Here is an 18,952-nt window from a genome sequence, read left to right on the forward strand (position 1 = left end):
TGCATCGGTGCCGGATTGAAAATCTCTTCCATCCACCGTGTACCCTCCTTATTTGCTGGAGTGATCAGGAATTTCGTTTTGTTAAATTCCGAATCGTCAATATTGCTCGTGTAATTTGCAGGGGACACCCTTGGGTCACCGGAAGAAGCTCCAGTGGGAAAAATAAAATCTGGTATTACAGGCTGTGCACTGTTTCCGTATTGTGGATTAGAAGGATTACCATTCTTTAAATTACCGGCATTTCGTTCACTTTCCCAAGTAAGCTGAGCCAACTCATTGGTATTCAACAAATCCAATACTGGTCCGCGTTGTTGTGTTCCATAATAAGAGTCAAACGTAATCTTAGGTTCACCATTTTTACCCTTTTTTGTAGTTATAATTACAACTCCATTACCTGCCCGTGCTCCATATATAGATGCTGAAGAAGCATCTTTCAGGATCTGCATAGACTCAATATCGTTGGGATTTAACGTATTCAAATTGCCTTTTGTTGGCACCCCATCGATTACGTACAATGGTGAATTATCGTTAATTGTACCAAATCCTCTGACGCGTACCATTACGCCTCCCCCAGGACTATTTTCGTTACCCACCGTCACACCCGCTGCCCGTCCCTGTAAAGCCTGTGCAACGTTAGTTGCCGGAGCGGATAAAAGATCTTTAGCAGAAACTGTGGTAACTGCGCCTGTAATATCTCGTTTTGCCTGCGAATTATAACCGGTAACAACTACTTCCTGCAAGGATTTTGAATCTTCGGACATTACAATATTTATAGTTGCCGGACCTGAAAACGATTTTTCCTGTGTTGTGAACCCGATAAAGGTGTACACCAAAGTGCCGGCATTTTCCGGGACATTGATGGTATATCTTCCATCCATATCTGTTGTGACCCCATTACTCGTACCTCTTACTAAAATTGATACGCCGGGCAATGGTTGGCCATCAGCTGAAGTAATCCGACCGGAAATAGGCCAGATAACTGCTCTTTTAAAAAGTGCTGATTTACTAGCAAAACTGCTTGCCTCGGTTCCAATTTTGAGCGCAGAAAATGCAGGATTTTCTGAATAAACAGAAAGCATACAGGCTAAAGCTAGTGTTGGAACTTCCATTCGCCAGCGAAGAGGGTTTGTTTTTTTCATATTGCTTTAAATAGTTAGTTAGTAACGTGATTATTACCGTGTAACAAATTAATTGCAATAATTCAATAATCAAAATTTTTTTTTGATTATTAATTTGGCGGGTCAGAACTTCGACAAACTGAAACCAGGTACCTGGATTTAAAATGTATAATAAGGTGAGATCATCAAATACACCACAACCCCCGTAATTGTAACATACAACCAGATAGGATAACTCCATCTTACCAGTTTCCTATGTTTTTCAACCTGCATTTGGAGGCCTTTTTGGAAACTGAAAAGCACCAGGGGAAGAACTATCGCCGCAAGAATAATATGGCTGATTAGGATAAAATAATATACCGTCCTGATTGGGCCGGTCCCGCCAAAGGCGGTTTTAATTCCGGTAGCGTGGAAAATAATATAGGAAACAAGAAAAAGTGAGGACAGTATAAATGTGGTAATATTCAGTTTCTTATGCGTGGAGATATCCTTCTTTTTAATGAAATATAGAGATAGCAGGAGTAATACACTACATGTCCCGTTGATGATGGCATTTAATTTCGGGAGCGAAAATACCCAGTTAGGGATTGTGCTTTTATCGGGAAAAATGTTCAGCACTTTACTTTGCAGGATTACAACAACAATCAATACGAAAATTGAAATCCCAGTAATGATTCTGGCGATTAATTTGTCATTCATAAGTTTCTATAATTAACGATCTTTTACGTTCCTAAGCTCTTCGGCTATCAAAACCCTGATTTCATCTGTGAGCAGGTTCATTTTATCATTGCCCCCTGTCGAATCATAATAACCCCTGATCCTCTTCTTCGAATCCACCAGAATTATCATAGGGCTGTGAATAAAATTGACTGCTTTAGTTGTGTCCCGAAAAGCATCAACGAGAAAATCTTCTTTTGCCAGGGAGTAGATCAGCTCTTTATCGCCGGTTAGGAAATCCCACTTTTCATTTTCAGAACCGTATTTCTTGCTGTATTCCTTAAGAACTTCCGGGCGATCATATTCAGGATCCACGCTGATTGAAAGGAACCTCAAAAGCCTGTTTCCATTATTGATTTTCGCCACCCGTGCCATCTCGCTATTCATATTTGAACAGAAGGTCGGACATCGACTAAAAAAGAAATTAACAACCGTTATCTGACTGCTATCGGCAGGAAACTTGGCAGAGTTTCCGTTCTGATCCAGGAGAGTAAAATCTCTGATCTGGTGATAAAGAGTGTCCCGGATTTGCTTACCGCGTTTTGTATGGAAAGTTGAGGCAGGCTGCTTAGGGCCGTAAATGGCAAGAGGACGGTATCGGTTCTCCCCTTTTGCCTTTAGCAGATAATAAACAGATCCTGGCACGACTAATAAAATCAGCAGAACCAGGATCTTTTTTACCGGAAAGGCAGGTAAGCTCATTAATTCATGTGAAGATATTGGTATGAACCCTCTGTAAGCATCAACACTATAAAGTATATAATGAATACCAGAGAAACCAGTATCCCTGTTTTCAATGCAAATTTTTCATACTTAAGGTGCATAAAGTATGCAACTATATAAAAGGCTTTTACGAGAGTAAGCACGACATAAATGAAGTTACCCATGCCCTGTCCCATAATACCTTTAGGAAGAAGGTAAAGTGCGATGAAAAACTCAATCGCTGTAATACCAAGCATGTAAAAGAAAACCTGCCAGATCTTCTTTTTAGTCATCCCTTCATGTTCCGCATGTTCTGCTCCATGCTCGCTGTGTGTGTGTTCTGACATTATATATGATTTATCTGATATTAAACTAAATAGAAGAATGTAAATACGAATACCCAAACAAGGTCAACGAAGTGCCAGTAAAGACCAACTTTTTCAACCATTAAATAGCTGCCGCTTCTTTGGAAAACTCCGGAGGCAACCATGAATGTGATTATTATATTGATGATAACTCCCGTGAAAACGTGGAAACCATGGAAACCAGTTATTGTAAAAAACAGATTTGAAAACTGCAGTGCACCTACAGTATCAACGCCGGTATACGATGCAGGATAACTGCCCCACCAGTAACCTTCGTGAAGTAGGTGAGACCACTCAAGCGCCTGACATCCAAGGAACATTGCACCACCAATGATAGTAGCAATCATCCACCATATAACTTCCTTTTTGGCATTACGATGACCTGCTTCAACAGCAAGAACCATAGTTACCGAGCTCATGATCAGGATAAAGGTCATGATACCAACGAATACCAATGGATAACCGTGGTCGGCAAGACCAGGGATCGACTGGAAAACAACATCCGGATCTGGCCAGGTCATTTTACTAAAACGCTGCGCCCCGTAATAGATCAGGAAAGCAGAAAATGTAAATGCATCTGACAAGAGGAAAAACCACATCATTAGTTTTCCATATTCTACAGCAAAAGGCGACTTACCGCCGCTCCAGGCGTCAGTTTTTATTTCATCAAGTTTCGATACAGTAGTACTCATTTAAACGATGGTATAGTGATTTATTATTGATTCAAAAGTAAGAAAACATATAGATAAATCCATAGGATATCTATAAAATGCCAAAAAATGGATGTCACTTCCAGGCGAAATATGTTGCGGACCTGTGGTATATTCCTTGTTTTACCAATGAGGGAATAAATCAGCATGATAATCCCTGCAAAAATGTGCAAAAGGTGTGCTCCTGTGAACACGTAAATAAACGATTGGGAAGCATTATAATTAACGAAATATGCACCTGCGTCAGTCAGTACTTTCCATGCGCTGTATTGGCTGATGAAAAATGCAATACCAAGTACGATTGTCAATACGGTATACAGTTTTTGCTTACTGAAATCAAGCTTTTTACCTGACAGGTAAGCAAGGTGCATTGTTACACTGCTTATGATGATGATGATCGTGCTATAAATGAATGCTTTCGGCAGAAGTACTTTAATTCCGCGTTCGGCATTTCCTTCAGTATACACGATAAATCCGCTGGTCAAAGCTGCGAACATCATAAACGAAGAAATAACAAAAAGCCACATCAGGAACTTTCTCGCCTTCAGGCTTTGCATATCTTCAATTGGGGTTTGATCCATGTTATTTTATTATAAAGTCAAACAATAGGGTTAACTGAAGCAGTGGCAAATAGAAAAAAGAAGTGTACATCAATTTCTTTGCGGAAGGTACATCCTGCCTCAGGAATAGCTGGATCGCCTGCCATAAAAAATAGAGCCCTGCGACCAGGGCAATAATACCGTATACAGTTCCACCGAATGCATCGCCAGAAGGCATAAAATACCGGGTAGGCATTAAGCTGACAGGTATCAGTATCAAAGTAGACAACAGTGTGATGAATGCACTGATTTTATCTTGTTTTGTAGTGGGTAACAATCTAAATCCTGCTCGTTTATAATCTTCGTCGAGTACCCATGCGATAGCCCAGAAATGCGGGAACTGCCAGACAAATTGGATTAAGAATAATATTACAGGGATCCAGGAAATACGGGGCTCATGGAAAGCTGCGAAGTAACCAATTAGCGGAGGCAAGGCTCCCGGAATGGCACCTATGAATACAGCGATGGGCGATTTCCGCTTCATCGGGGTATAAACGAATGCATAAAGGAATATAGAGAATAACGCTAATACACCCGTCGGGAAATTCAACCTCAATAATAAATAGGTTCCTCCTATTCCCATAATCAGGCTTAATACCAGCGCCTGACCGGTGGTCATGTGCCCGGAAGGAATCGGCCGGTCCATGGTACGCTTCATTAGCTTATCCAGGTCTTTTTCGATAATCTCATTAAATCCGTTAGCAGCACCTGTAACAAGAAAACCCCCAATTGTTAATATTGCCCAATTAAGCCAGTTAATTTCCCCCTGCATCTTGCTTCCCATCAGAAAACAAATCGATGCGGAAAACACAACAGTCAGAGTTAATCTTAGCTTAATAAGTTTATTAAAATCGGAGATGAATTTCCTCACTATATTCTGTTCAATTAAGTATGTCTAATCTACTTTTCTTCAGAAGTAGCATCAGATAAAACTGGGCACCAAAGACAAGAGTAGCAAGTAAAATGTGCAGGGCTTGTGCAACTGGCGGCAGGCCCATATAAGAAAGTGATAAGCCAGTGACTATTTGCAAAACAATTAGCAAAAGTACGTAGGATATATATTTATACTGGTATCCCGGCACCGGATATCTTTTCCGAATCATCATAAATGATACTGAATTTACAATTATTACAAGTATTGCAAGGTCACGGTGGTACACAAAATTAGCTCCTACCTTTGAAACCCATTCAGAACGGTTTAACGTTTCCATTGTTGAAGAGATGAAGTCGATCTGTTCACGTACTTCTGTACCTAATGTGATTTGAATTAAAGTAAGCACAAGCCCAAAATAAGCAAGCACCATCACCCAACTTGAATTTATATTAGTTAAAATACTTTTATCTCTAAGCGCCCTTGCTTCGTAATAGGTATAAATCGAAATAGCAACAATTGCAACTGCGATTAACATGTGAACCGTTACTATCCACGCAAGCAAATTTGTTGACACTACAATTGATCCAAGCCAGCCCTGAAATCCTACCAGTATCAAATTGAACAAGCTCCAAAAAAATATCCGCTTACGTGATTTCAAATAAGTTACTGATGCTACAACACAACCAATAAGCAGGAGCCCAACTAAAGCACCAAGCAGCCTGTTCACATATTCTGTCCAGGTTTTCGACGCGTTAAATTCCTCCGGCTTTAAAACATTTTTATCATTTCTGATCCGGTAGGCCAGATTACCATAGCCAAGAAGGTCAAGTGTCTTTGCAAAGCGCTCATTCTTCTGTACCCTTCTATCAACATATTTTTGCTGATAACCTGCAGGGAGCTGAGAAATGTGCGTCGGAGGAATAAATTGATCAAAACACTTTGGCCAATCAGGGCAACCCATGCCTGATCCGGTGCTGCGAACCACACCACCAGCCAGTATAAGCAGAAAAAGAGCTACGACTGCGATAAAGTTTATCGCCAAGAATCTCTTCTCACTTGAAGGATACATTTCGCTTGTTAAAAAGTCCTTACGGACAGTTTTTAGAAAAAGGCTGGAAAATGAAACCCTGCTAACGAATCTCTAATCGTCAGCAGGGTATCCCTTTTTTCTATTTAATTTCTTCAGCGGCTGGCCTTCTTGAGCCATGCTGCCTTTCCCATTCCAGCTGAATTTGCTCAGCTTCAGGATTATCTTCAAAATCATGCTGAAGATTTGAGCTCATTGTTTCAGAGAAAGGTGTCGTTTGAGGAATAAAATCTTCGTGGTGTCCTGGCTTGCTGTAATCGTACGGCCAACGATAAACTGATGGAATTTCTCCCGGCCAGTTTCCGTGCAGGTGTTCCACCGGAGTAGTCCACTCCAATGTATTCGATTCCCATGGATTCTGGCTTGCCTTCTTACCATAAAATATTGAATAGAAGAAGTTCCATAAGAAAGCAACCTGAGCAAGAGCTGAAAGTATAGCTGCCCATGTGATAAATACGTTTACAGTTAACCATTCTTGCATAAATGCAAACTCAGTAAATGCGTAGTAACGGCGTGGAACACCATCGATACCCATAAAGTGCATTGGGAAAAATACAAGGTACGCTCCGATGAAAGTCAACCAGAAGTGAATGTAACCCAATCTTTCATCCATCATACGTCCGAACATCTTTGGATACCAGTGATAAACACCGCAAAGCATTCCGAAAATCGCAGCAGCACCCATCACAAGGTGGAAGTGAGCAACAACGAAATAGGTATCGTGAAGATTGATATCAAGCGCAGCGTTTCCAAGGAAAATCCCGGTTAATCCACCAGATATAAAGAAGGATACCAGTCCGATTGCGAAAAGCATAGCCGGAGTAAATCTCAGGTTACCTCTCCAGATTGTAGCCAGGTAGTTAAATGTCTTTACCGCAGAAGGAACAGCAATGATTAAGGTTGTAATCATGAACACGCCACCCAGGAATGGATTCATGCCGGTAACGAACATATGGTGTCCCCATACAATAAATGATAATACAGTAATACCAATTAGGGAATAAACCATCGCATGGTAACCGAAGATCGGCTTACGTGCGTTAGTTGCAATAACCTCTGAAGTGATACCTAAAGCAGGCATGATTACGATATAAACCTCAGGGTGACCTAGGAACCAGAACAAGTGCTGCCAAAGAACCGGGCTACCACCTTGATTAGGCAATATTTGTCCTGCAACTACAATGTCTGATAAATAGAAACTCGTGCCGAAACTACGGTCAAAGATCAAAAGGACTACTGCTGAAACTAATACAGGGAATGAAAGTACACCTACGATAGCTGTCAGGAAAAAGGCCCAGATAGTCAGAGGCATTTTCCACATATCCATACCTACCGTACGCATATTCAAAACTGTAGAGATATAATTCAGGGCACCAATAAGCGCGGATGCTATAAAGAACACCATACTTATAAGCCAAAGAGTCATACCTGTACCCGATCCACTGATGGCGGTCGGTAAAGCTGAAAGCGGAGGGTAAATCGTCCAACCTGCACTTGCTGGCCCACTCTCTACGAAGAAAGAAGCCATCATGATACAGCATGAAATGAAGAAGAACCAATAAGAAAGCATGTTCAGGAATGGCGATGCCATATCCCTGGCTCCTAATTGCAATGGAATAAGAAGATTACTGAATGTACCGCTTAGCCCTGCAGTTAATACAAAGAATACCATCATGGTACCATGTATCGTAACTAACGCAAGATAGAAATCCGGCTTAATTCTTCCGCCCTCTGCCCACTTCTCTCCCAGGAAAGTTTCCAATAATGGGAAACTTTTATCTGGCCATGCCAGCTGCAATCTGAATAAGATTGAAAGAATCATTGCAATAACAGCCATGACAATACCTGTTATCAGGAATTGCTTTGCGATCATCTTGTGATCCTGGCTAAAGATATATTTAGTTATAAACGTCTCTTTATGATGCCCGTGATCATGACCGTGATCATCGTGTTGGTGCAGTACGGCTGTATCGTGTATTGCTGTGCTTGCCATAATTATTTTATAATAGTATTAGTATTTAACGCAATTTTCTTGTTCTCTTCTTCTCTCTTTTGTTCAGCAAGCTGCATTTCCTTCTTAACATCATCCGTGTAATATAAAGGTTGTTTAGCTATCCAAACGGCATACTCTGCTTCAGAAACCACAGTGACTTTGGACTGCATGTTATAGTGTCCAGATCCGCAAATTTTGGCACAAAGCAAAACATAATCATAGGCAGGGTTATTACGTTTCTCCCTCATCTGCGCAGTAGTTAAACGCGGAGTAAACTGGAAATAAGTAGGCATACCTGGAACCGCGTTGATTTGTACGCGGAAATCAGGTAAGTAAAAACTATGAAGGATATCTTTTGATCCGATTGTAAAACGTACAGGTTTACCAACAGGTATTACTATTTCGCCTGTAAGCTGATCGTCCCAGCTTTTCTGATCTTTAAAGTCGATACCTAAACCGTTGGTCGGAGTTGTAAGTTTAAAATTACGTTTACCGATAGCATTGTCCTGACCAGCGTAACGCAGGTTCCATTTAAATTGCTCTCCAACTACCTCAATATTCATTGCCTTCTTTTGATCCTCTTCAGAAACATTGGTAATGCTTCTCCAAGTGAAGAAACCAAGAAGTACAAGAACCGTTAAAGCAATAGCAGGAACGATTGTCCAGATTCTTTCCAGCGCATTGTTATGCGGATAGAAATAAGCTTTTCTTTCTTTCTTTCCACGGTATTGAAATGAAAAACCGAACAGCGCAATGTGAGTAAGTACAAATACGATGGTGGTAATAACCGTCGTCACGTTGAACATGAAATCAATGTCGAGGCCATGCTCAGAAGCCGACTCGTGCATACTCATTGGTCCTTGTACTGTATAAGACCAGTACACTCCATATAGACCGACTAAAAGGAATACAATGAATAAAGCACCCTGGATATTCTTTCCGTCGAATTTGGTGCCTTTTCTGCCCTGTATATCTCTGCTTAGTGAATAAACATCCAATACTTTTACTATAACTGCGTAAAAAACGCATAGCAATATAAATAGTAAGAAGTAATAGGCTCCCGACTTATACGCCGCAGAATAGTCAACTTCCGCAGAAACCGGTTGCATATTTGCATACCGTGCTACCGTATCAACAGCCGTGCTGATGAGCGGTGCTGAAGAAGGTGAAACCTGAGTGGCAGACGCAGCTGCAGAATCCTCCACTGTCGTGATTGAACTCACTGTTGTGTCAGCAGTCTGAGCTATAACTGTACTATTTGATACAGCAAGAGCGCAAACCATCAACATTGAAGCAGCAATCCTGATATTAAATATTTCTTTTAACCTCATTTTATTAGTAGTATATGTCTTTGCTATTAAGCCTTAAATTAAATCTGGTGATGCAAGCTTTCCTCAAGGAAAGGGTGATTGTTTGGAACCATCGACCGTTTACTTAACTGATTTAGAGTAAGGAACGTAAACAATCCAGTAAATCCGATTGCGATACCTATTTCAATAATTCCAAATCCACGGTGTGATTCAACAGTCCCTGGCATGATCATCATGTAATAGTCCAGCCAGTGACCGCAAAGCAGCATAATACAAACGAACATCAAGGTGTTTGTATGGCGTTTGGAACCACGTGCCATCAGAATCAATATCGGTGCTACAAAGTTAATCACAATATTTACCCAAAACCATGGAAGATATTCAGGCTCCCATCTTTTATAAAAATATACGGTCTCTTCCGGCATGTTAGCGTAGTAGATAAGCACGAACTGAGAGAACCAAATGTATGTCCAGAAGATTGAGAATGCAAAAATAAACTTTCCAAGATCATGAAGGTGGTTTTCATTGATCCATGACATATATCCTGCTTTCTTAAGAAGGATAATTATCAAAGCGATCACACATAAACCACTTACCCACATGGCTGCAAAATTATACCAGCCAAACATGGTAGAGAACCAGTGGGCTTCAAGAGACATGATAGTATCGAATGCCCAGATCGGTGTAGTAAATCCGAAAATGATCAAAAACACTGCAGACCACTTGATGCTTTTATCATAGAAAACCAATCCGCCTTCAGCTGCTTCACGCTTTGCATACTTAGCAAATAAGACAGCAAAGAAACTGTAAGCACCTAGAAATATCGCTAAACGAGCTAAAAAGAAAGGAACATTTAAGTATACCGCTTTACCTGCAATTAGCTTATCGTAATTAGGACTAGAAGGATCCGTTAAGCCATCACCGTTCCAATGGTGGTATAAGTTATGTGTCAGCAAACCAGCAGCACAAACTACAAAAAGTATTAATGAGGCAATTGGTAGTACCCTCGACATAGCCTGAGGAACTCTCAAAAAGCCAGTTGCCCAACCCGCCTGCGCTACATATTGCAAAGCGACAAAAAACAGCCCGGCAGCACAAACGCATGTGAAGTAATATGCCATTAACAATAGATTAGCATAAGTCCTTTCAGCATCGCCGGTTAAAAATCCGAAAGCGATTGATAGAACACCTACTACTATTGCTATAAGGCTCCAGGTTTTTAATTTGCCTGAAAAAACAAATTGTTCAGAAAAATTATGAGTATGAGTTTGATTATGATTTCCCATCTGGTTTTAGCAATTGACTATTGTAATTTTTGTAATTCGTGAACGTACATAACAATTTTCCACCTTTGCTGAGGGGTTAATTGATATTTGTGCGGACCCATTAGATTAACACCATGTGTAATAGTATGGTAGATTTTTCCATCAGTAAGATCTTTCATTGAACCTCCTCTAGATGAATTACCCGTTGAGTAAGATGGCGGAGCCGGGTACTTACCCAGTTTAACTATTGAGCCATCACCTTTACCTTCATTTCCGTGGCAATGAGAACACATGTTAAGATAAAGGGTTTTTCCTTGTTCAAGAGTTGGAACGGCTACCGGTAAGGGGTTAGTTAAACCAGCACTCGCAGCCTGGTATCCCTCAGGAGTATTCGGATAATTTTCGTTTTTGTCAAAACCAACCGGTACAGTACCTGCAGGGGGAGTTTGAGCAGTCTTCCCATCCTTAAAATTCTTATTAGGCTGATCCGGATTGTAAGCAATCGGATCATACATATTACGGGCAAACTCTATACCTGTGCTTCTATTATTTGAACAGGATGTAATAACTGAAGCCGTAGCTACAGTTAAAAAAGCGGTACAGATTATCAGGACCTTATTCATAACTAACATATTTCCTTTCGTTGTGCTTAACTTCAACAGCACCAGCTTCTTTTAAAATGTTGTCAATTTTATCGTGGTATGGATTTTCTCTGGCATCAATAGCTACAACAAAACGATCGTTGGTAGCACGCAGGTCCATTACTCTTGGCGCGCGGCCCGGAGCCAGGTGATTAACAAAGAAATAAGTTCCAACCATTCCGAATGCGCAGAATAATACTGTAAGCTCGAACATGATCGGCACAAAATCCGGGAATGCAAAGTGCGGCTTGCCACCAATATTCATAGGCCAGTCGTATACCAGCATATAATAGATCATGGATATAGCGGTTATCGTTCCGGTTAATCCGAAGCCGAATGCAACTCTGCCTAAACGTGAACGCTTGATACCTAATTTATCTTCTATACCGTGGATAGGCATCGGCGTAAAAACGTCATATATAGTAACGTTACCTTCCTGCAGTTTGTCTATCCCATGCATCAGGTCATCCGGATCTGCAAAATGACCTAAAATATATTTTATGTTACTCATCTTTATACTTTTTCGTATTCCGCTACCCGTGGTTTAATACTATCAAATTTTTCCAGATTCTCCTGGTAGTAAGCTGCCTCTCCTGCGTCTACCTTACCTTCACGGATAAGTTTCTGCTTAGCCTGGTCGCTTGAACTCTTCAGCAATAATTTAACCTCAGCCATCGCGATTGCAGGCAATACCCTTAAGAACAGCAGGAATAAGGTAAAGAACAATCCTATCGATCCAATAAATACACAAACATCAACCCAGCTAGGATAGAACATTACCCAACTTGATGGAAGATAGTCACGGTGGAGTGAAGTCACTATAATTACGAAACGCTCGAACCACATACCGATGTTAACTACAATCGAAAGTATCCATGACCATGCAATGCTGGTACGAATCTTTTTGATCCAGAAAATCTGCGGTGTGAACACGTTACAGGTCATCATACTCCAGTATGCCCACCAGTATGGACCGCTTACACGGTTAAGGAAAGCATATTGTTCGTATTCTGCGCCAGAGTACCATGCAATGAAAAGCTCAGTTAAGTAAGCTACACCTACGATAGAACCTGTAAGAATGATGATCTTATTCATCGATTCAATGTGGAACATGGTGATGTAGTTTTCGAAGTTCATCACCTTACGTGTTACAAGCAATAAGGTTTGTACCATCGCAAATCCCGAGAAAATCGCTCCAGCAACGAAGTATGGAGGGAAGATCGTGGTGTGCCATCCTGGAACAAGAGATGTTGCAAAGTCCATGGATACAATCGTGTGAACCGAAAGCACCAGTGGTGTTGAAACACCCGCAAGGATCAATGAGACAAGCTCAAAACGCTGCCATGTTTTAACTGAACCATTCCATCCGAAAGAAAGGATAGAGTAGATCCGGCGACGCATACCTGTTGCACGGTCGCGGATAGTAGCGATATCCGGAAGTAAACCCGTATACCAGAATACTAATGAAACCGAGAAGTAAGTCGAAATCGCAAATACGTCCCATACCAGAGGTGAGTTAAAGTTCACCCATAAAGAACCAAACTGGTTGGGTAATGGAAGTGCCCAGTAAAACATCCATGGACGGCCCATGTGTGATATAATATAGGTTGCCGCACAGATAACGGCAAAAATTGTCATCGCCTCTGCGGAACGGTTAATAGAGTTTCGCCAGTTTTGACGGAAGAGTAGTAGTACGGCAGAAATAAGCGTTCCTGCGTGACCAATACCTACCCACCATACGAAGCCGGTGATATCCCATGCCCAGCCGACGGTTTTATTTAATCCCCATTCGCCGATTCCGAACCAGAATGTCCAGCTAACTGCGAATACCCAAAGCCCGGCGCCAATTGCTGAAACGATGAAACCGATCCACCAGGCTCTATTAGGTTTATTTTCAACGGGAACCAATATATCTTCGGTGACCTTGGAGTAGGTTATATTTTCACCGGTTACTAGTGGTTCTCTAAGTATAGACTCGTGATGAGATGACATATCTTTATTGAATTTCTTGTATTAAACCTCTGCAGTATTTCTAACTTTTGTTTGATATCCAACACCTGGTTTAGTGTTGATCTCTTCAAGTACATAATAAGTACGCTCGCTCTTCAACGCTTTCGATACTTCGGAGTTTGGATCGTTTCCATCACCAAATATGATTGCATTAGTAGGGCAAGTTTGCTGACAAGCCATTTTGATATCGCCATCTTTCAAGATACGCTTGTCTAATTTCGCTCCCAACTTACCAGCCTGTATACGCTGAACACACATAGAACATTTTTCCATTACACCACGTGAACGTGTGGTAACATCTGGATTTAACACAAGTTGTGTAAACTCATTGTTCATGTAGTTATCGAAACGTGAATCATTCCAGTAGTTAAACCAGTTGAAACGACGAACTTTATATGGACAGTTATTCGCGCAATATCTTGTACCGATACAACGGTTATAAGCCATCTGGTTCAGACCTTCTGAAGAGTGTACCGTTGCCAATACCGGACAAACAGTTTCACAAGGAGCATGGTCACAGTGCTGACATAACATCGGCTGGTGGATCACAGACACATTGTCCATGCTCTCCATATCCTCCATCTCATCTTCCTTGGTTACTTTGGTACCATTATCATTAGCTGTATAATAACGGTCAATACGTATCCAGTGCATCTCACGGCGTTTACGAACTTCGTCACGACCTACAACAGGAATATTGTTTTCAGCATTACACGCTACAATACAAGCTCCACATCCAGTACATGCATTTAGGTCGATAGCCATTACCCAGTTATGTCCAGGCATCTCGTATTCGTTCCAAAGATCAACATGGTTCACATGTCCATGGCCAGTACCGTGGTTTGGATCTTTTAAGAAATCTTTTAATGTAGTTTCACGAACGATATTTCTTCCCTCAATAGAGTGGTGAGTTTGCGTTTGAGCAAGCTCATAGATACCGCCAGCTTTGCTGATCGTAGCAGAAGCATTACCTTGAAGGGTACCATTAACCAGCCTTAAGAAAGGATAAGCATTCTTTCCAACTTCAGTTGCGGCCTTTCCTGCCATAGTGCGGCCGTAACCCACTGCGATTGAAACTGTACCTGAAGCCTGTCCAGGTTGAATAAGCACGGGCAAAGTAACTTCGTATTTGTCAGTCTTAACAGTAACCAAATCAAATTGGCTGATACCTAACTTTTCAGCATATTTCGGGCCTATAGCAGCATAATTGTCCCAGGTAACTTTAGAAACACCATCCGGCAATTCCTGTAACCATGGGTTATTCGCTGATTTACCGTCGCCAATGCTGTTATTCGCATAGAGCTGAAGTTCAACTGCATTATCTCCGCCTTTTGCAAGTGCATTGCTTTCCGCAAGGATTGCAGAAACCGCACCTGCCACATCACCAGCCGCTGCATAAGCACCGCCAGTTCTTGCAATTGTAGAAACCGATCCTTTTTGTAAAAGCTCTTTCCAGGTAGTCCCGCTTTGAGCTAAAACAGTTTTTGACCAGTTATTCTGAATGTATTGGTAATAATCCTGAACCGCGTTATCAGACCAGATCAAAAGACCTTGTTCTGCGTTACGTGTATTGTAGACAGGATTGATTGTTGGCTGTGCAATAGTATAATAACCTTCTACCGGATTTGAGTCGCCCCATGATTCAAGGTAGTGGTGATTTGGTGCAATAACCTGGCATAATGAAGCTGTTTCATCTTTACGATCTGCAAACGATACGCGAAGTGCAACTTTTGCTAGAGCATCGGTGAATGCCTTCGGATCTGCATATTCGTAAGCCGGGTTACTGTTAAGGAAAAATACAGCACCAACTGTTCCGCTGTTCATCTCGTTAACAAAAGTCACGAAATCAGCATCATTACCGCTGTACTGGTACGAAGGATTGTCCAGATCTATAGTTGTACCAAAACTTCCCAGAAGAGAGTTGATCGCATTTACTACAGTGTGTATAGCGACATCATTCGAACCGCTGATTACCAGGGCTCTGCCTTTTGCAGCTGTTAATTCTTTCGCTGCAAGCATTACAGCAGTTTCTGCTTTTTGGTTCGGAAGTTTCTTTCCGCCAGAAACAGATCCGCCAAGGGCTGCATATAAGTTTAATAGTGCAATACCTTCTTCAGATGGCTTCAAAGGAATCCGTGCATCAGCATTGGTTCCTGTTATGCTCATTCCCGTCTCAAAATGTATGTGACGTGACATCTTTCCGCCTTTCAGGGAAGCATTGTTCCTCTTTGCAGCGTACTGTCTGTTGAATTCAACCGGTGAAATCCAGCTGCCCAGGAAATCGGCGCCAAAACTCACAATTACATCAGCATTATCGAAACGATAACGTGGAAGGACCGCTTTACCGAAGCTAGCTTCGTTTGCTTTTAAGATACCTGTATATGAAACCGCATCAACTTGTACATGCTTAGCTGAAGGATATTTTGCAATAAAATCAGCAATGACAGCCTTTGTTGAAGGACTATTTACTGTTGAAGAAACGATACGGATACTCTTACCACCTGTTTTAGATAGTTCAGTTTTTACAAACTGATCTATTTTATCCCAGGAAGCATCAGCATCATTCAGAACCGGGCCTTTTAATTTAGATATATCATAAAGATCAAGAACAGAAGCCTGTCCTTTAGCATCAAGAGCTCCCTTGCTCAGGATACAATTAGGGTTACCTTCAATTTTAATCGGACGGCCCTCACGGGTCTTCACTAAAACACTATGACCGTTAAAAGTAGAGGTGTAATAATTTGGAATCCCTGGTACAATCTCTTCCGGTTTTACTAAGTAAGGAATCGATTTATGAACAGGAGTTTTCTGACAGGCTGCTAAGGTTACTGCACCTAAACCAAATCCGAGCGCTTTTAAAAAGTCGCGTCTTGGAGTTACGGTGCTTAAGCCAGCTTCACTAAGAACCTCTTCCATCGGAAGTGATTCAGCGAATTCGTTTTTGTTTTTTTCAACGAACTCTTTAGTATTCTGCAGCTCTTCTAAACCTTTCCAGTATTTTTTATTGCTTTCCATTTAAGCTATATAAAGTATCCGTATGTTTCTTAAAATTCTGTTATTAGTAATGACACTTACTACATTCCAAGCCACCTAATACTGCGGCCGTAACTTTCTCGCCTTTTTTCAGTTTATCATGAGCGGCAATAAGTCTGTCATAGTAAGGATTGTCTTTATGATTGACTTCAGTTTCCTTATGACAGTTTACGCACCATTTCATGGTAAGCGGTGAGAATTGGTAGACTTCTTCCATCGTCTGGATTGGTCCGTGACATTTCTGACACTCTATACCAGCTACAGCAACGTGCTGTGAGTGATTGAAGTAAGCTAGATCAGGCAAATTGTGGATACGGATCCATTCAACAGGCTTGGTGTTGCTACCATATTGTTTAGTTGTTTCATTGTAGTCAAGTGCCTGATAGATCTTCTGAATCTCAGGAGATGTTTTACCATCATATTTTTCTGATGCCGTAACATAGTTATGGCAGTTCATACAAACATTTAATGATGGGATTGTAGCATTCTTGGAAGTAAATGCACCACTATGACAATACTGGCAGTCTATCTTATTCAAACCTGCGTGCAGCTGGTGAGAGAATTTAATTGGCTGAACAGGTTGATATCCTGTATGTACACCAGTCTCCCACATTCCCTTCCACCCTGCTGATCCAAGGAATATAACGACTAAAAGAACTATAAATAATATGAATTTCTTGTTCTTGCTTAGCTTTTTAAGTCCTGCGAACCGATCGCCCGCTGCAACCTCTTCTTCTTCTTCAACAATAACTCCCTGTTTTTGAAGCATGACGCGCTCCAGGGTACGGATGACACGATTCAGAACTACGATTACTATAAAAGCGATAATGATAACAGCCAGTAAGCCGAAAATCATGAAATTGCTTACCCCGCCTGAGCTCTCTGCTCCTGCAGCGCCTTCTGCTCCCGCAGCTCCAGCCGCTGGTTTAGGATCGCCTACCTTAACATAAGCAATGATATTTTTAATATCATCGTCTGAAAGTTCCGGAAAAGCCGACATCATGGCTGGCGAATACTCCGCAGCTTTCACTGCCTGAGGATCACCGCTAGCGATAAATGATGGAGCATTTTTGATCCATTTGATCAGGAATGCTTCGTCATACTTGGTATCAATCCCAGCAAGAGCGGGACCAACAACAGCTTTATCAATGCCGTGACAAGCGGTACATTTTTGTTTAAAAATAGCTGCTCCGGCGGCCGCATCCTGCGCTTGGGCTGTAGAAACAGCAGCAAACGCCAAAACGGAAACCAGTACCAGCGACTTTGTAACACTTCTAAAAAACAATGAGATGCTTCTCATATCTAGTATTTAATGCTTAAAATTTGAACGATGATAGAAAATTTGCCCAGTAATCGCTGCGCATCATTTTCGACCACAAAAGTAGGTTTTATTCACTTAACCATGACATTAACATGACCAATATTACTAATTTATAATCGTTCTAAACTAATAGTTAAAACCTTATTTATCAATTTATTAGATCTTACATTTTGAGCTTATGAATAAACCCTGCTGTTTCAATGCTGGGAATATTCAAAACAATTACTACTGCTTTAAAACCCATGCAAAAATCAGAGGGGCAACTATTGTAGCGTCAGATTCAACAATGAATTTGGGGGTATGAATATCCAGTTTACCCCAGGTTATCTTTTCATTAGGGACCGCGCCAGAATAGGAACCGAACGATGTGGTGGAATCTGAAATCTGGCAGAAGTAACTCCAGAACGGGATATTTTCCATCTCCATATCCTGATAAAGCATAGGTACTACACAAATCGGAAAATCACCAGCGATACCTCCTCCAATCTGGAAGAATCCTATTCCTTTGCCACTTGAATTAGCAATGTACCATTCAGCCAGCCAGCCCATATATTCAATACCGCTCTTCATGGTTACTGCATTAAGCTCCTTTTTCATCACATAAGAAGCAAAGATGTTTCCCATGGTTGAATCTTCCCAGCCCGGGACAACTATTGGCAAATTCTTTTCGGCAGCTGCCAGCATCCAGGAATTTTTAGGATCGATTTCGTAATATTGCTCAAGGTCGCCACTTAAAAGCATTTTATACATGTATTCATGCGGAAAGTATCTTTCTCCTGCGTTATCCGCATCTTTCCAGATTTTGTGTATATGCTTTTGCAGTCTTCTGAAAGCTTCTTCTTCCGGAATACAGGTGTCGGTAACCCGGTTATAGTGATTTTCCAGAAGGTCCCATTCATCCTGCGGACTTAAATCACGATAATTAGGAACACGTTTATAATGTGAATGAGCAACCAGATTCATGATATCTTCTTCAAGATTTGCCCCGGTACAGGAAATAATGGAAACCTTATCCTGCCGAATCATCTCCGCAAGAGATATTCCTAGCTCGGCGGTGCTCATCGCCCCAGCAAGGGTGATCATCATTTTGCCACCTTCATCAAGATGGGTTTCATATCCCTTTGCAGCGTCCATTAACGCGGCGGAATTAAAATGCAGGTAATTTGTTTCGATAAAGCGGGATATCGGTCCTCTTTCTACAGCCATA

The 18,952-nt window shown here is 41.4% G+C and carries 17 protein-coding genes; all 17 read right to left on the reverse strand.

Annotated features, from left to right (window positions below; genetic code table 11):
* The coding region (locus WBJ10_RS02175; RefSeq protein ID WP_424287910.1) for a TonB-dependent receptor plug domain-containing protein at positions 1 to 1,139 on the reverse strand (1,139 nt) is incomplete at its 3' end.
* 138 nt (positions 1,140 to 1,277) lie between these two features.
* Positions 1,278 to 1,817, reverse strand: coding sequence for a DUF420 domain-containing protein (locus tag WBJ10_RS02180; RefSeq protein WP_424287911.1), 540 nt, complete (start codon positions 1,815 to 1,817; stop codon positions 1,278 to 1,280).
* A gap of 12 nt (positions 1,818 to 1,829) precedes the next feature.
* Positions 1,830 to 2,537, reverse strand: coding sequence for an SCO family protein (locus tag WBJ10_RS02185; protein WP_424287912.1), 708 nt, complete (start codon positions 2,535 to 2,537; stop codon positions 1,830 to 1,832).
* The gene (locus tag WBJ10_RS02190; RefSeq protein ID WP_424287913.1) at positions 2,537 to 2,884 is read right to left on the reverse strand and encodes a cytochrome C oxidase subunit IV family protein; all 348 of its coding nucleotides are present in this window, start codon (positions 2,882 to 2,884) and stop codon (positions 2,537 to 2,539) included. Before WBJ10_RS02190 ends, WBJ10_RS02185 begins: the two co-directional genes overlap by 1 nt.
* A gap of 20 nt (positions 2,885 to 2,904) precedes the next feature.
* Complete coding sequence (locus WBJ10_RS02195) at positions 2,905 to 3,594, reverse strand: cytochrome c oxidase subunit 3 (protein WP_424287914.1); 690 nt, start codon at positions 3,592 to 3,594, stop codon at positions 2,905 to 2,907.
* 23 nt (positions 3,595 to 3,617) lie between these two features.
* On the reverse strand, positions 3,618 to 4,193 hold the full coding sequence (locus WBJ10_RS02200; RefSeq protein ID WP_424287915.1) for a cytochrome c oxidase subunit 3: 576 nt from the start codon (positions 4,191 to 4,193) through the stop codon (positions 3,618 to 3,620).
* A gap of 1 nt (position 4,194) precedes the next feature.
* Complete coding sequence (gene cyoE / locus WBJ10_RS02205; protein WP_424287916.1) at positions 4,195 to 5,082, reverse strand: heme o synthase; 888 nt, start codon at positions 5,080 to 5,082, stop codon at positions 4,195 to 4,197.
* 10 nt (positions 5,083 to 5,092) lie between these two features.
* Positions 5,093 to 6,154, reverse strand: a complete 1,062-nt coding sequence (locus WBJ10_RS02210) for a COX15/CtaA family protein (protein WP_424287917.1) — start codon at positions 6,152 to 6,154, stop codon at positions 5,093 to 5,095.
* A 100-nt stretch (positions 6,155 to 6,254) separates the two neighbouring features.
* Complete coding sequence (locus WBJ10_RS02215) at positions 6,255 to 8,165, reverse strand: cytochrome c oxidase subunit I (protein ID WP_424287918.1); 1,911 nt, start codon at positions 8,163 to 8,165, stop codon at positions 6,255 to 6,257.
* Positions 8,166 to 8,167: 2 nt separating this feature from the next.
* The gene (locus tag WBJ10_RS02220) at positions 8,168 to 9,496 is read right to left on the reverse strand and encodes a cytochrome c oxidase subunit II (RefSeq protein WP_424287919.1); all 1,329 of its coding nucleotides are present in this window, start codon (positions 9,494 to 9,496) and stop codon (positions 8,168 to 8,170) included.
* 38 nt (positions 9,497 to 9,534) lie between these two features.
* Positions 9,535 to 10,761: a quinol:cytochrome C oxidoreductase gene (locus WBJ10_RS02225; protein ID WP_424287920.1), complete on the reverse strand. Its 1,227-nt coding sequence runs from the start codon at positions 10,759 to 10,761 to the stop codon at positions 9,535 to 9,537.
* A 17-nt stretch (positions 10,762 to 10,778) separates the two neighbouring features.
* The gene (locus WBJ10_RS02230; RefSeq protein WP_424287921.1) at positions 10,779 to 11,363 is read right to left on the reverse strand and encodes a c-type cytochrome; all 585 of its coding nucleotides are present in this window, start codon (positions 11,361 to 11,363) and stop codon (positions 10,779 to 10,781) included.
* On the reverse strand, positions 11,356 to 11,892 hold the full coding sequence (locus tag WBJ10_RS02235; RefSeq protein WP_424287922.1) for a DUF3341 domain-containing protein: 537 nt from the start codon (positions 11,890 to 11,892) through the stop codon (positions 11,356 to 11,358). The genes WBJ10_RS02230 and WBJ10_RS02235 overlap by 8 nt, the downstream gene beginning before the upstream one ends.
* Before the next feature lie 2 nt (positions 11,893 to 11,894).
* Positions 11,895 to 13,373 (reverse strand): NrfD/PsrC family molybdoenzyme membrane anchor subunit, encoded by a 1,479-nt coding sequence (gene nrfD / locus WBJ10_RS02240; RefSeq protein WP_424287923.1) that lies wholly within the window; start codon positions 13,371 to 13,373, stop codon positions 11,895 to 11,897.
* A gap of 21 nt (positions 13,374 to 13,394) precedes the next feature.
* Positions 13,395 to 16,406 (reverse strand): TAT-variant-translocated molybdopterin oxidoreductase, encoded by a 3,012-nt coding sequence (locus WBJ10_RS02245; RefSeq protein WP_424287924.1) that lies wholly within the window; start codon positions 16,404 to 16,406, stop codon positions 13,395 to 13,397.
* 43 nt (positions 16,407 to 16,449) lie between these two features.
* The gene (locus WBJ10_RS02250; protein ID WP_424287925.1) at positions 16,450 to 17,724 is read right to left on the reverse strand and encodes a cytochrome c3 family protein; all 1,275 of its coding nucleotides are present in this window, start codon (positions 17,722 to 17,724) and stop codon (positions 16,450 to 16,452) included.
* Between the two features lie 246 nt (positions 17,725 to 17,970).
* Positions 17,971 to 18,951: a deoxyhypusine synthase family protein gene (locus WBJ10_RS02255; RefSeq protein WP_424287926.1), complete on the reverse strand. Its 981-nt coding sequence runs from the start codon at positions 18,949 to 18,951 to the stop codon at positions 17,971 to 17,973.
* Position 18,952 lies beyond the last annotated feature (1 nt).

Origin of the sequence: Daejeonella sp. (assembly GCF_049655485.1) — a bacterium.
In the GTDB taxonomy this organism is placed as follows: Bacteria; Bacteroidota; Bacteroidia; order Sphingobacteriales; family Sphingobacteriaceae; genus Daejeonella.

Excerpts from the sequence above, each read along its gene's own strand:
- WBJ10_RS02250 (WP_424287925.1), bottom strand. The coding sequence starts at position 17,724 with ATGAGAAGCATCTCATTGTTTTTTAGAAGTGTTACAAAGTCGCTGGTA.
- WBJ10_RS02200 (WP_424287915.1), bottom strand. The coding sequence starts at position 4,193 with ATGGATCAAACCCCAATTGAAGATATGCAAAGCCTGAAGGCGAGAAAG.
- WBJ10_RS02235 (WP_424287922.1), bottom strand. The coding sequence starts at position 11,892 with ATGAGTAACATAAAATATATTTTAGGTCATTTTGCAGATCCGGATGAC.
- WBJ10_RS02245 (WP_424287924.1), bottom strand. The coding sequence starts at position 16,406 with ATGGAAAGCAATAAAAAATACTGGAAAGGTTTAGAAGAGCTGCAGAAT.
- WBJ10_RS02195 (WP_424287914.1), bottom strand. The coding sequence starts at position 3,594 with ATGAGTACTACTGTATCGAAACTTGATGAAATAAAAACTGACGCCTGG.
- WBJ10_RS02210 (WP_424287917.1), bottom strand. The coding sequence starts at position 6,154 with ATGTATCCTTCAAGTGAGAAGAGATTCTTGGCGATAAACTTTATCGCA.
- nrfD (WP_424287923.1), bottom strand. The coding sequence starts at position 13,373 with ATGTCATCTCATCACGAGTCTATACTTAGAGAACCACTAGTAACCGGT.
- WBJ10_RS02220 (WP_424287919.1), bottom strand. The coding sequence starts at position 9,496 with ATGAGGTTAAAAGAAATATTTAATATCAGGATTGCTGCTTCAATGTTG.
- WBJ10_RS02190 (WP_424287913.1), bottom strand. The coding sequence starts at position 2,884 with ATGTCAGAACACACACACAGCGAGCATGGAGCAGAACATGCGGAACAT.
- WBJ10_RS02230 (WP_424287921.1), bottom strand. The coding sequence starts at position 11,363 with ATGAATAAGGTCCTGATAATCTGTACCGCTTTTTTAACTGTAGCTACG.
- WBJ10_RS02185 (WP_424287912.1), bottom strand. The coding sequence starts at position 2,537 with ATGAGCTTACCTGCCTTTCCGGTAAAAAAGATCCTGGTTCTGCTGATT.
- WBJ10_RS02255 (WP_424287926.1), bottom strand. The coding sequence starts at position 18,951 with ATGGCTGTAGAAAGAGGACCGATATCCCGCTTTATCGAAACAAATTAC.
- WBJ10_RS02180 (WP_424287911.1), bottom strand. The coding sequence starts at position 1,817 with ATGAATGACAAATTAATCGCCAGAATCATTACTGGGATTTCAATTTTC.
- WBJ10_RS02225 (WP_424287920.1), bottom strand. The coding sequence starts at position 10,761 with ATGGGAAATCATAATCAAACTCATACTCATAATTTTTCTGAACAATTT.
- WBJ10_RS02215 (WP_424287918.1), bottom strand. The coding sequence starts at position 8,165 with ATGGCAAGCACAGCAATACACGATACAGCCGTACTGCACCAACACGAT.